A 12871-nucleotide genomic window follows, 5' to 3' on the forward strand; every position below is an offset into this window, starting at 1 on the left:
GCCCCCCCCTTACGCCACCGCCGTCTTTCCTCTCCGTCGTTCCAGTTCCTCCCGAACCTTCCGGGCGCTCTCCTCGGTGATCGGATACCGGTAGACGGCATAGAGCGCGATCGCGGAGGCCGCGAGCGGCACGAAGGCGTCGTAGATCCGCATCCGTAGGACCGTGTCGTCGGGCTGGTTGGCGCCGAGCGCGGGGTCGAGTCCCGTCGAATGGAGCAGGAAGCCGCCGACGAAGATGGCTCCGCTCTGGCCGAGCTTGACCACCCACCAGAAGATCGATCCGAACATCCCTTCGCGGCGCTCCCCGGTCGTGAGCTCGTCCAGGTCCACCACGTCGGCTATCATGGATCCCATGAGCGTGAAAAGGCCGCCGAGCCCGAAGGCCAGGAGCGGGGCGGGAAGCAGCGCCAGCATCGGGTATTCCGGCGTGTAGCAGAACCATTTGAGAGCGTAGCCCAGCATCGAGACCCCGGTCGACACGAAGAACGCGTTCTTCTTCCCGATTCTCGTACCGAGCCAGGTGACGATGGCGATCACGAGAAAGCCGGTCACGGTTCCCAGCGTCCCGACCACTCCAGCGAGGGCGGCCCCCTCCGCGACGTTGCCGCCGGTGATGTAGAAGGCGAATACCCAGAACTGGAATTGCGAGATCATGATGAAGCTGTTGAACATCATGAAGGTTGCGACGGAGAGCAGCAGAAACGGCCCGGTCTTGACCGTCTGCCACAACCCGCGGAGGAACTCCAATACGTGGCCCCATAATCCGGGACCGGCCGAGCGCGTCGGCTCGTTCCCGGCTTCGGTCCCGCCGCCTCGGACCCCACGTTCGCGGAGGATGATCGCGGGCAGCACGCCCAGCGCGATCACGGTCACGCAGATGGCGAGGGCGAGGAAGCGGGCTCCGTCCATCTGATTACGGAACCAGGCCGGGTTGGTCACGATCACGAGGAACCAGGGCCCGATCACGAACACCGTGTTGGACACGAAGTTCTGCACGCCCATCAGGCGGGTGCGTTCGTTGTAGTCGGGCGTGAGCTCGTACCCGAGCGCCACCCAGGGCGTGGCGAAGACGGTGTAGGCGAGGAAGAAGATCAGCGAGCCGATCAGGAAGTACCGGAAGTAGCTCGACTGACTCCAGCCCTGGCCGATCTCTTCCGGCGTCCAGATGTCCATGTGGACGTGCGTCATGCGCCCGGCATCGACGGGATTTGCGCCGAAGTCGATTTCGGCGATGCGCAGGTTGGTGTACCGCTTGACCTCGTCTTCCCCTACCGTGCCGTCGGCCACCTCCGCCCGGTCTCCGTCCGCCGACCAGGAACGGACCGGAACATCGTCGTACGCCCCGCTGAAGAGCGAGATCACGTCTTCAGGTCGTGCCGTCGGGACGGGCGCGGGTGCGGCAGGCTGCGTCAGGCCTTGTCGACCGTCCGGGAGCGAAGGCGCATTGTCCGGAACGAATTCGCCCGAAGCCGTTTCGGCGGGAGTCGTCGCGTCCCCGGCCGCACCGCCCTCGAGGGAGTCGTCGGAGCGATAGAGATAGACGTTGTCGACCCAGACCTCGGTCAGATCGCCGGAGAGGACGATCCGCGCCAGGTTGTCGCGAGTGGCCAGTCGATCGAAGTCGGCCAGCGGCACGTCCAGGCGCACCCAGCGTCCCGCGACAAGCTCCGGTGGGCGGATGATGATCTCGCCCTCCACATCGTCGATCGTCTCGACCGTGACGATCCCCTCGAGGGCCCTTCCCGCCGCTCGGAACCAACCTCCGGCTTCGTCCGCCTCGTCGTTCCCGCTATAGACGCCGTCAGCACCGAAATCCACCAGCTTCAGCCTGAGCTGGGTCGGCGCCGGCATCTGCCAGAGCAGGAGGAAGATGATCCCCGAGGAGATCGCGCCCACAAAGAGGTACGGCCGGCGTCGCCCCCACCGCGTCTTCGTCCTGTCCGAAACGAATCCGAGGACCGGATCGGTGAGCGCGTCGAAGAAGCGCGGCAAGCCCCCTAGCGCACCGACCGCGCGGAAGTCCATCCCCAGGGCCAGGGTGAGCACGGCCATCAAGTTGCCGATCCCCTGCGCAAGCAGGTTGTTCACGAACCCGCCGATTCCGTAGACGACCTTGTGCGGAAAGGATACGCGATCCTCCGCCGCGGTCGTCCGACTCACTGCTCGTCCGCCCGATAGACGCGCACCCAATCGACCAGCATGGCCTGCGGGAAGGCCGTGGATCCGTCGGGCGGTCCGACGAAATTGCCGCCCACCGCGACGTTCAGGAGGATGAAGAAGGGGTGATCGAACACCCACTCGCCGCCGGGACCGTCCCGGTCCACCGCATGGTAGCGCTCACCGTCGACGAACCAGACGATGCCGCTTTCGGTCCACTCGATGGCGAACTCATGGAAGTCCGTGTCGAAGCGGGCGCCGGTCAGCGCGTAGCGGGCGCCGATGCCGCCACCCGCCGAGTAGCCGGGCCCGTGTAGCGTGCCCAGAACGATCGACGGCTCCTGGCCGCGGTACTCCATGATGTCGATCTCGCCGCACTGGGGCCAGCCGACGGTGTCGATGTCGTCGCCGAGCATCCAGAACGCCGGCCAGATCCCCTGTCCGGTGGGCAGACGGATACGGGCCTCGAAACGGCCGTAGGTCTGGTCGAAGCGGCCCTGGGTCTTGATGCGACCCGAGGTGTAGGCGCTGCCCGCGTAGGATTCCCGCCGTGCGGTGATCGCCAGATTGCCGTCGCCGTCGAGCGAGACGTTCTCGGGTCGGTCGGTGTCGTACTCGAGCTGCCGGTTTCCCCAGTCGGTGCCGATATCGAAGGCCCACTTGGCCGGGTCGGGGAGCTGTCCGGCGGGTCCGTCGAACTCGTCGGACCAGGTCAGTGTCCAGGCGGGCTCGGTCCCTGCGCCGAAGCTGTCGCAGGAAGCGAGCACGAGACCCAAAGGCAAGAAGGATGTCCGAAGTGCGAGCCCGATCCGATCGAGCGAGCTCATGCCGACTTCGCCGCCGGTACCAACGTTGGATTGGCCAGGGTCGCCGCCAGCACGTGGGTAGCCGCACCCAGGGCGATGGAGAGCTTGCCCAGTTCGCTGGTTCGGATGTCCGAGGCCGCCGCCGAAGCCACCAGCGTGCGTGACGCGACCGCCTCCCGCAGCGGATCGAGCAGCCGGGAGCCCGCCCGGGCCAGGCTGCCTCCCAGGATCACCGAGCCGGGATTGAGGAGGTTGAGCACGCTGGCCACGACTATTCCCAACCGCACCGCGGCCTCTCTGACCACCTGGAGCGCAAGCGGGTCACCGCCTAAAGCGGCGTCTTCGATCGCGTGGATGTCGAGCTCGGCCCCGGCGAGGACGCTGCCCGGGAAGCGTGCGACAAGCTCCTCGGCCCGTTCGACCAGTTGCACGGTTCCCACGAAGGTGGCCAGGCAGCCCCGGTTTCCGCATACGCACTCGGGCCCGCTCGGATCGATCGCGACGTGACCTATCTCGCCCGCGACCCCGGTGGCTCCGCGGTAGACCTCGCCGCCGATCATGAGACCCGCGCCGACCCCGGTCGCGACCTTCAGGTAGACGAAGTCGTCGAGGCCGACCGCCTTCCCCCACCAGCGCTCCGCCAACGCCCCGAGATTGGCGTCGTTGTCCACAAAGACCGGCACGCCGAACAGGTCTTCGAGCCGCTCCAGCACACCGTGTTCGCGCCAGGCCGGCAACACCCGTTCCAGGACGCGGTCGGGCGAGGCTGGATCGACCGGACTCGGGACCGCCACCCCGACGCCCAGCAGTCGCGACCGCTCACCGTTCCACTCGGCCAGACACCGCTCGCCCAAGGTGGCGATCAGCTCCTCGGCGCCCTTCGGATCGCTGCGCGAGAGATGAGGCTGTTCCCGCCAGGCCAGCGTTCGCCCGCGCAGGTCGGTCAGGATCACAGAGACGTGCGTGGCGCCGACGTCGACCCCGAGGATCACCCCTGCTTCGTCCTGGAACCCGACGAGTATGGGACGCCGTCCGCCTCTGCTCGCTCCGGCCCCCACCTCCGCCACCAGCCCCGTGGCGAGGAGCCGTCCCACCACCGTCGAGATGGTGGAACGGGATCGCCCCGTTCTCCTTGAGATTTCGGCGCGAGAGAGCTCTCCTTTCCGCCAGACGAGCTTGAGGACGGTTCGGGCGAGGTCGTCGTCGGGTACGACCTCGATGCGAGATCGGCTCGAAGCTGAACCGCCCGACGACCTCGCGGAGGGTGGACCCGCTTCCGCCGCCACCCGCCGCGAAGTCGGACGAGCGCCCGAGGTCATCGGTGCAGATACACGTTGTCCACGTAGACCGTGTTGAGATCCCCGGACAGGATCAGCTGCGCCAGGTTCGCCCGAGCCGTCAAACCTTCGAACGCGGTCAGCGGGATATCGAAGCTGATCCACTGGCCCGTCGCCAGCGGCGGGTCGGATGCTGCGGTGAGCAGAATCTCGTGCTCGGTGTCGTCGCCCCCGGCGTACGCATCGTCGGCCCCGAAGTCGACGAGCTTGATCTTGAATGCGGCGGGATCGGCGGTGGGGTCGGGGGTCCAGATGTCGATCCTGAAGTGGGTCATCTCGTCGGCGTCGACGGTAGGCGACGTGAACTCGATCCCGGCGAAGACCAGGTTCGTGTACTTCTTCGTGGCGTTGCCGTCGATGGCGCCGTCCTCGAGATCGGCGTTGTCCCAGTCCGTCGACCAGGTATCGACGGTCACGTCGTCGTAGGCGTCGCTGAAGAGCGAGATCACGTCTGCGGGCTCGGTGGGCATGGCCGGCGGAGTCGCGTCGCGGCGGAAATAGACGTTGTCCACGTACACGGTGTTCGGATCGCCCGATATGATGAGTTGCGCGAGATGCTCACGGCCGGAGAGTGCCGAGAAGTCCGCCAGGTCGAGGTCCAGCGCCACCCACTCGCCGGTCGCAAGCCCCTGCTCCGCTGTCAACGTCACCTCGTGTTCGGTGTCGTCACCCCCGGCGTGCGACCCGTCCGCTCCGAAATCGACGAGCTTCACCTTGAAGGCCGCCGGCGGCTCGGTCGGGTCGGGGGTCCAGATGTCCATGCGGAAGTGGGTCATCTGGGCGATGTCGATGGTTTGAGACGTGAATTCGATTCCCGCGAAGGCGAGACCCGTGTACTTCTTGACGTTGTCGCCTTCGATGTCGGTGTCCTCGAGCACGACCTGGTCCCAGTCCGTCGACCAGGTATCGACGGTCACGTCGTCGTAGGCGTCGCTGAAGAGCGAGATCACGTCTTCGCCCGGGGGTGGGCATGGCCGGCGGAGGCGCCTCACCTTCGCGGAAGTAGACGTTGTCCACGTAGACCGTGCCGAGATCACCGGTGATGATGAGCTGCGCGAGGTGCTCCCGCCCGGTGAGGCGGGCGAAGTCCGCCAGCGGCAGATCCAGCGACACCCATTCCTCCGAGGCGAGTCCGGCGGCGGCGGTAACGGCAACCTCGTGCTCGGTATCGTCGCCCCCGGCGAAACCACCGTCGGCTCCGAAGTCGACGAGCTTGACCCGGAAGGCGGCCGGCTCGGCGGTCTCGTCGGGAGTCCAGATGTCCATGCGGAAGTGGGTCATCTGGGTGATGTCGATGGTTTGCGAGGTGAACTCGATCCCCGCGAAGCCGAGCCCGGTGTACTTCTTCACCGCGTAGCCAGCGAACTCGAGGTCCTCCAGCGTCGCCGCGTCCCATGGTGCCGACCAGGTGTCGACGGTCACGTCGTCGTAGGCCCCGCTGAAGAGCGAGATGACCTTGTTGGCCGGGTGGGAGGGCGTGGGAGCGGCCTCGGTGGGCGTCGGCACGGGCGGCGCCGCCATGCCCTCGCGGAGGTAGACGTTGTCCACGTAGACCGTGTTCGGATCGCCGGAGATGATGAGCTGTGCGAGATGTTCCCGCGATGCGAGTCCCGAGAAGGAGGCGAGCGGCAGATCGAACGACACCCACTCGCCCGAGGCGAGTCCCTCGGCCGCCGTGAGCGTGATCTCATGTTCCGTGTCGTCGCCGACTCCCGGTCCGTCGAAGACGCCGTTGGCGCCGAAGTCGACGAGCTTGATGCGGAATGCGGCGGCCTCGGTCGCGTCCGGCGTCCAGATGTCCATCCTGAAGTGCGTCATGTTCGAGGCGTTCACCGTCTCCGAGGTGAATTCGATCCCCGCGAAGCCGAGCCCGGTGTAGAGCTTGACCGAATTCCCTGCGATCTCGATGTCGGTCAGGTTGGCGGCGTCCCATTCGGCGGACCAGGTGTCCACGTTAACGTCGTCATAGCTGTCGCTGAAGAACGAGATCACGCTGTCGGCCGAGTGGGTGGGCGCGGGCGGACCGGCCGCAGGGCCCGGCAGGATCGCCACCGAAACGGCAACCGTCGCGCTCGCGCCGCCGACCGTGGCCGTGACGGTCGTCTCGCCGTCGGCCACGGCCTTGACGACTCCATCCGAACTGACCGTGGCGACCGCCTCGTCGGCGGAAGCCCAGTTCGCCGTCGGCGCCGGAATCTCGTTGCCGTTGGCGTCGGTGGCGGTCAGAGAGATCCGACGCTCCTCGTCGAAGGCCGTCAGCGCGACCGCCTCGGGATCCAAGGTGACCGTCGAGGCGTCCTGCATGACCGTCACGGTGCCGCTCGCGCTCAGACCGGCATGGGTCGCGGTGATGGCGGCTTCGCCGACGCCGGTCGCGGTCACGAGTCCGTCGGCGTCCACTGTCGCCGCTCCGTCGTTGTCGGAGGTCCAGTCCACCGTCGCGGAGGCGATGGCGTTCCCGTTCGCGTCCTGAACCTCGGCTGAGAATCGTACCGTGTCGCCGAGCGCGGAGAGCGTGGCGGACTCGGGCGTGACAGCCACCGCGGCCGGATCCTGACTGACCGTGATCGACGCCGTACCGGAGGCGGCTCCCGAAGTCGCAGTGATGGCGGCCTCGCCGACGCCGGTCGCGGTCACGAGTCCGGCTGAGCTGACCGTAGCGACCCCGCCGTCGCCCGAGGACCAGGCGACGGAGGCGCCCGTCATCTCGTTGCCGTTCTGGTCCCGAACCGTGGCTTGGAGCTGGACGGTCTCGCCCAACGCCGTGAGGCTGGCCGCAGCGGGAGCGACCTCGACCGCAGTGGCTACCGGCTCCGGTGGCGGGGGCGGTTCGACTGGGTCCTCGCCGCAGGCGAGCGCGGCGAACAGCAGGGCGGCCGCCGCACCGAGTACCTTCGGTCGGAGGCCTCTCCGGGCGTGACGTTCTTGCGAATTCATGGCTTCCTCTCAGTTGGATCTGCGGCTCCGCTGGCGGGCCGCCGAAAGTAGACGTTGTCGATGAAGAGTGTGTTCAAATCCCCCGAGATTATCAGTTGCGCCAGGTGTTCTCTGGCTGCGAGGTTCGCGAAGCTCGCGAGCGGCAGATTCAGGTGGATCCATTCGCCGGTCGCCAGTCCTTCCGAGGCCGTGATCGCGACCTCGTGTTCGGTGTCGTCGCCTCCGTCGTAGACGCCGTTGGCACCGAAGTCGACCAGCTTGATATTGAGCGCGGCTGCCGCCGTCTCGTCGGGGGTCCAGATGTCCATCCGGAAGTGGGTCATGCCGGTCGCGTCCAGGGTCTGCGAAGTGAATTCGATGCCGGCGAAGACCAGGTTCGAGTACTTCCTCGTCGCGTTGCCGGCGATCAGCAGCTCCTCGGTGTCGGCCTGGTCCCACTCGGCCGACCAGGTGTCGACGGTCGCGTCCTCGTAGCTGCCGCTATACAGGGAGATGACGTCGGCGGCCGCGTCCTGGGGCGTGGGCGAGGGTTCATCCGGAGCTTCCGAGACCACGGTTTCGCCGCGGAAGAAGAACATGTTGTCCAAATAGACGGTCCGGCTCGCTCCCGAGATGATCAGCTGCGCGAGATGATCGCGGCTCGCAAGTCCGCCGAAACTCGAGAGCGGGATGTCGAGCGAGCTCCAGGCCCCGGGCGTGATTCGCGGCGTCGTGGTCGGGGTGACCGCGACCTCGTGCTCGCTGTCGTCGTCGCCGCCGAAGACGCCGTCGGCGCCGAAGTCCACGAGTTTGACGCGGAAGGGACCCGATGTGGCCGTCCACACGTCCAGGTGCAAGTGCGTCATGGAGCCGGCGTCAATCGTCGAAGAGGCGAACTCGATGCCGGCGAAGACGAGGTTGCTGTACTTCTTGACCGCGTTCCCGGCGATCACCAGGTCCGCCACGTCGGCCTGGTCCCACTCGGCCGACCAGGTGTCGACGGTCACGTCCGCATAGGCGTCGCTGAAGAGCGAGATCACGTCCTCCGCCGCTACGGTGGGTACCGGAGGGGCGTCGTCCGGAGGAGTCTCGACGTTGATCGTGAGCGCACCTGAAGCTGGCGTCGGGCCCAGCGCGGCGGTGATCACGGCCGTGCCCGGGCTGACCAGCGCGATCGTGCCGTCGGGTCTAACTGACGCCACGCCCGCGTTCGACGAGGTGAAGGTGAAGTAGGCGGGCGCCACGCCCATGGTCACGTCGTCCCCGTTCACGTCGACGGTCAGCCGAGCGCCGTCAACGGCAAGTGTGCCGCCGACCTCGCCGCTGACGCTCCGGTCGGGAATCGCCGGTCTCGGATTGACGATCGTGCCGAGCCGCTCGAACTGCACGTCGTCGAAGTAGATCTCGTAGCCGACCGGATACTCCGAACCGTCGGCGACCAGGAAGAGGCCGCCTTCCTTGTCAAGGACCGAAGGGAGGGGAAGCGGAATGGCGTACTTGGTCCACCGGGTCGAGAGCGCCAGGTCGTCGAGCGTGGCCGTGAAGCGCGAAGCGCCCGTGTTGTCGTCGCCGATGCCGACCCGGTCGAGCGTAGCGGCCGTGCTCGAGCGAGCCCAGAAGGTCAAGGCGTCGAATCCCGTCAGATCCCGGGGCACGGGTGAGAAGAAGGTGCCGCCGGCGTAGCCTCCCGACGGATCCGTGGTCGCCGGAACCGAGAGCCGGAGGGCCGCCGTCCCGCGGTACACCTCCTCGCGCTCGATGCCGAGAGCGTCGACCTTGGACCCTCCGTACGCGCCGTAATGGAGTCCGGGCGCGAAGTCGTCGTAGAAGACCTCGGGCTCCGGCGGGAAGGTCGCCGGGTCGAGCTCGGTCAGGTTTCTCTCGCAAGCGGCGACGAAAACGAGCGGCAGAAAGGCGGCGGCGCAGGGTAGGGAACCGAATCCCCGCATACGTCGAAGGCCCGGTCGGCGGGCTGCCGGCGGTCCGTTTCCTCGCCGGTGTCCGCAGACCAAGGTTTGTGTAGCGGCGTTCGTCATCGTCTCCCGCTGTTTGAAGGCAGGTCCGACACGCGATCGCTGCGAGCGCATCGCCTTCGGACCGACTTTGTTCGGCTATCGAACAAAGTGCGGGAACGAGTGGAAGGTGTCAAGTGGGAAGGACGGATCTAGTCTACGTCAGCCACCTCCCAGCCGGCTCCTCGAGGAAGCCCGCCCCTCAGGAGCGGTCCCTACCTCCAGACCGCGACCACGACCGCCTGACCGACGAGCGCGACTCCGTTGTAGGCGACGTTCAGCCAAGCGAGCCCCGCCTTGCGCTTCTCGAACGCGACGGACTGGTGAGCGACCGGGAGCACGAAGCCGACGAGCGCCAGCAGTCCCACGTGCGCGCCGACCAGCGCGGAGCCGCCGGAGTCCTCGATCAGTTGAGCCAGGATGTAGGCGGTGAGCAGGGCCAACAGGAAGCTCACCCCGTACGTCTTCAGGGGGTTGAACCCCTCCTGGATCTCCTCGGCGGTCGTCTCCATCATGGCGAGCCAGCGCTTGCCGAAGAGCGGGCCGTACCAGAGCATGCCGACGATCATCGGCACGAATCCCGCGACCAGCACCGCGAGCAGGTTCACTTCATGCATATCGTTTTCCTCCGTGTGACGGCGTGAAGCTCGTCATGGTTCCTCCAACTTGCGTGCGTCCTCAACCCCCCGGCACCCGCGCCACCGGATACGCACCGCCGGCCTCCAGCCGGTCCGCCAGGAAGCCCCAGTTCGCGAAGCCGTCGTCCGATCGCGGTTCGAGAAGGCCGAAGAGGAGGCGGCCGAGCGGCTGATCGGTCCGCGCCGTCATGTCGCCATGCGCGGGCGTGAGCGTGGTTGCCCGGTAGCTCCCGAAGAGAGTCTGCTCGTTCCGGCCCTGGAAGGCCCGCTCCGTCGTGCTCACCGAATCGATCCGGAACGTCTCCGCCTCCAGCTCGACGGAACCCGCCGGTTCGAGAACGACCCCGTGGGCCTCGAGCCGGACCAGAACGTCCTCCAGCTCCGCCGGGATCAGGTAGGCCTCGGGAACGCGCTCCATGAGGGCGGGCGCGAAGGAAACGTACTCGTGCATCGGCTCGACGTACGTCGTGTCGGCGCGCAGCAACAGCGGACGGCCTGTGAGCGGATGGGTCTCCTCGACGGTCGCGCCCATCAAGATGTCGACCGGGGTCTCGCTTCGCCGGTGGGCGGCCCGAAGCGCGAGCGAATCTCCCGCGGTCAGGCTCTCATCCGCGTCCGCGACGATCCGGCGCACCTCCGCGGCGTTCTCGTGCACGTAGTCCAGAATCTCTTCGACGAAGTAAAGGGTCGCCGTCACTCGATCCTCGAAGCTCGCATAGGAGTAGGCCTCGCTCAGGATCGCGATCCGGTTCCGCAGCCCGATGTAGTTGTTGTTGAACCTCGGACGGTGGTCGAAGGTGTACCAGCCGCGCTCGCCACCGCGATTCGAGGCGTTTCCGTAGTGGTAGAACTCCCAGCCGTGCTTCGCTCGGATCTCGTCGGTCACGTGGGGCAGGAGGCCTTCGCGGAGGAATGCGTCGATCTCCGGAGGCGTGTTGGGATGCAGGGGAGGGGAATAGGTGAGATGGTAGGCGTGGCGAGTGCCGTTCGTCGTGTGCAGGTCGACGGCCACGTCCGGATCGTAGTCGTTGAAGAGCCGGGCCACCGACCTGGCCTCGGGCGAGTCCAGCTTCATGTGATCGCGGTTCAGGTCGAGCCCCTGGGCGTTCGGTCGCTGTCCCATGCCCCCGATCGGGCCGTGCTGGCGACCGCGATTGGTCAGCGTCACCCGCTCGTTCCCGTCGGCGTTGTAGATGGGCGCGAACAAAAGGACCATCGACTCGCGCCACTCCTCGTGATCCCCCTCCACGAGATCGCGGAGCAGCATCTGGAGCGCTTCCTTTCCGCAGACCTCGCCCGCATGGATGTTGCCCTGGAGGTAGACGACGGTCCTTCCGGAGGCGCGGACGGCCTCGGGCGACGGATCGTCGAGCTCCCCGACCACCGCCATCGGCAGCGCGCGTCCCTCGTTGGTGTGGCCGAAGGTGGTGTAGTGAACCGACGGATCGGCTTCGGCGGCGCGGCGCAGGAAGTCGACCACTTCGGCGTAGGAGCTTGTCTCGCGGAACTCGGTCCGTTCGGCGCGAGTGAGGAGGGGCTCCTGACCGTCGGCGGCGCAAGCGGCGAGCGTCGCTCCGAGAAGAACGAAAGTCGGTGGGTTCCTGAGGAGGAGTTTCATGCTGGATTCGCTTCCTGGGTGGACGTGCCGACTATCCGGTGCCGACCGCGGAAGCGTATGATACCGCGAGGACTTGAAATCCGCACCGGTGCATTGAATCGAAGCCGGGCGGAGCTTCACTCGCCCATCCTCCCCCTCACCCCCCGACCCAGCCCACCACCCGCAACGGCCCCCCGCTCCCCCCCTCGATCTTCATGGGCAAGGCCACGATCCCCGACCCCGTCGCCGGCAACCGCTCCAGGTTCATCAGGTTCTCGAACCCCACGACGTTCCGTTCGTACAGGATCACGTGCGACCGGAAGTCGCTCGATTGCCCGTAGTCGATGCTGGGCGTGTCGATCCCCACCGCCGCGACCGAGCGGTTGTCAACCAGCCACTGCGCGGCCTCGGGGCCGATCCCGGGAAAGTGCAGTTCCGGCACCGCCTCGGGCCCGGTGAGGTCCGTGCCCAGATAGGCCGAGCGGTCGTCCCAGCGCGACGACCACCCAGTGCGCACCAGCAGCGCCGTCCCGTCGGCGAGTTCACCGTGCTCGGCCTCCCACGTCGTGAGATCCTCCACTGTTAGCTGGTAATCGGGATCGGCGGCCGCCGCGTCCGAGATGTCGACCACGGATGCCGTGGTGATCAGGCTCGACAACGGAATCTCGTCCACCGTCATGCGCCCTTCGGCGAAGTGGATGGGCGCGTCGAGGTGGGTGCCGCCGTGTTCGGCCGATGCGAAGGCGTAGGACGCGTAGAAGAACCCGCCCTCGGTGCTGCCGTACGCCAGTTCGGTGAGTCGGAAGCCCGCCGTGTCCGTGGGCCAGTAGATGGTGGAGGGCCCGAAGGCGTGCGCAAGGTCGATCCACTCGCCCGCAGCGCCGGTGAAGACGGCCGTGTGGTCGGGGGCCGGGGCATCCCGCAGGCATCCCGCGGCCAGAAGGGGGCCGGTCAGGGCGGTCAGCACAACTGTCGCTCGGGTCATCTTCCTTTGATCCCATAGTCAACTCGACTTCGCGGTGCGCCGTGGAAAGGCGCGCTATTGAGAGGAGGATGGAGGAAGAGGGTTAGCGGGGCAAGGGGCAAGGGGCAGCGGGGCGAGCGACCCGGCGGGCGTGGCGGAACCCGGCATGGAAGTGATGTTCAGCCGCGGGATCCCGGACGCCGCCGCCTGGAGACGGTGAGCGCTGCGCGAAGCTTCGTCCGACCATCGTCGGAACTCCGTCGGAGGAGGCGGGTTCGCTGACGATCCGACGTGACGCCGCGGGCGCCGCAGGCACCTCTGTTCTCATGCAGGTCATCCCACTTCCCTCCGCCTCCGTTCCCGGACCCAGGTTAGGTTAAAGCCGAGTCGAAATCCAGTCCAGCTCAATCGGTCCTGGCGGCTTGGCCGTGGACCTGCTTTCGC

General features: G+C 67.0%; 9 protein-coding genes. All 9 read right to left on the reverse strand.

The window, feature by feature from the left end; all coding sequences use genetic code 11:
- Positions 1-9 precede the first annotated feature (9 nt).
- The 9 genes from J4G12_03100 to J4G12_03140 all read right to left on the reverse strand — a co-directional run bounded on the left by J4G12_03100 (position 10) and on the right by J4G12_03140 (position 12448).
- A complete protein-coding gene (locus J4G12_03100) occupies positions 10-2160 on the reverse strand; it encodes an MFS transporter (GenBank protein MCE2454795.1) in 2151 nt (716 codons plus the stop codon).
- A complete protein-coding gene (locus J4G12_03105) occupies positions 2157-2984 on the reverse strand; it encodes a glycoside hydrolase family 16 protein (protein ID MCE2454796.1) in 828 nt (275 codons plus the stop codon). The genes J4G12_03100 and J4G12_03105 overlap by 4 nt, the downstream gene beginning before the upstream one ends.
- Positions 2981-4282, reverse strand: a complete 1302-nt coding sequence (locus J4G12_03110) for an ROK family transcriptional regulator (protein ID MCE2454797.1) — start codon at positions 4280-4282, stop codon at positions 2981-2983. Before J4G12_03110 ends, J4G12_03105 begins: the two co-directional genes overlap by 4 nt.
- Entirely contained in the window at positions 4279-5076 is a 798-nt protein-coding gene (locus tag J4G12_03115) for a hypothetical protein (protein MCE2454798.1), read from the reverse strand. Before J4G12_03115 ends, J4G12_03110 begins: the two co-directional genes overlap by 4 nt.
- Positions 4967-7237, reverse strand: coding sequence for an Ig-like domain-containing protein (locus J4G12_03120; GenBank protein MCE2454799.1), 2271 nt, complete (start codon positions 7235-7237; stop codon positions 4967-4969). The genes J4G12_03115 and J4G12_03120 overlap by 110 nt, the downstream gene beginning before the upstream one ends.
- Positions 7234-9165, reverse strand: coding sequence for a hypothetical protein (locus tag J4G12_03125; GenBank protein ID MCE2454800.1), 1932 nt, complete (start codon positions 9163-9165; stop codon positions 7234-7236). Before J4G12_03125 ends, J4G12_03120 begins: the two co-directional genes overlap by 4 nt.
- A gap of 278 nt (positions 9166-9443) precedes the next feature.
- Positions 9444-9845: a DUF1761 domain-containing protein gene (locus tag J4G12_03130; protein ID MCE2454801.1), complete on the reverse strand. Its 402-nt coding sequence runs from the start codon at positions 9843-9845 to the stop codon at positions 9444-9446.
- 61 nt (positions 9846-9906) lie between these two features.
- A complete protein-coding gene (locus tag J4G12_03135) occupies positions 9907-11484 on the reverse strand; it encodes a M14 family metallopeptidase (protein ID MCE2454802.1) in 1578 nt (525 codons plus the stop codon).
- 136 nt (positions 11485-11620) lie between these two features.
- Complete coding sequence (locus J4G12_03140; GenBank protein MCE2454803.1) at positions 11621-12448, reverse strand: cyclase family protein; 828 nt, start codon at positions 12446-12448, stop codon at positions 11621-11623.
- Positions 12449-12871 lie beyond the last annotated feature (423 nt).

It is taken from the genome of Gemmatimonadota bacterium (assembly GCA_021295815.1).
Classification (GTDB): domain Bacteria; phylum Gemmatimonadota; class Gemmatimonadetes; order Longimicrobiales; family Gaopeijiaceae; genus JAGWBQ01.

What these genes read in the sequence shown, in the direction of transcription:
- J4G12_03110 (MCE2454797.1), bottom strand. Translation starts at nt 4,282, where the DNA reads ATGACCTCGGGCGCTCGTCCGACTTCGCGGCGGGTGGCGGCGGAAGCG.
- J4G12_03135 (MCE2454802.1), bottom strand. Translation starts at nt 11,484, where the DNA reads ATGAAACTCCTCCTCAGGAACCCACCGACTTTCGTTCTTCTCGGAGCG.
- J4G12_03105 (MCE2454796.1), bottom strand. Translation starts at nt 2,984, where the DNA reads ATGAGCTCGCTCGATCGGATCGGGCTCGCACTTCGGACATCCTTCTTG.
- J4G12_03115 (MCE2454798.1), bottom strand. Translation starts at nt 5,076, where the DNA reads ATGACCCACTTCCGCATGGACATCTGGACCCCCGACCCGACCGAGCCG.
- J4G12_03140 (MCE2454803.1), bottom strand. Translation starts at nt 12,448, where the DNA reads ATGACCCGAGCGACAGTTGTGCTGACCGCCCTGACCGGCCCCCTTCTG.
- J4G12_03130 (MCE2454801.1), bottom strand. Translation starts at nt 9,845, where the DNA reads ATGCATGAAGTGAACCTGCTCGCGGTGCTGGTCGCGGGATTCGTGCCG.
- J4G12_03125 (MCE2454800.1), bottom strand. Translation starts at nt 9,165, where the DNA reads ATGCGGGGATTCGGTTCCCTACCCTGCGCCGCCGCCTTTCTGCCGCTC.
- J4G12_03120 (MCE2454799.1), bottom strand. Translation starts at nt 7,237, where the DNA reads ATGAATTCGCAAGAACGTCACGCCCGGAGAGGCCTCCGACCGAAGGTA.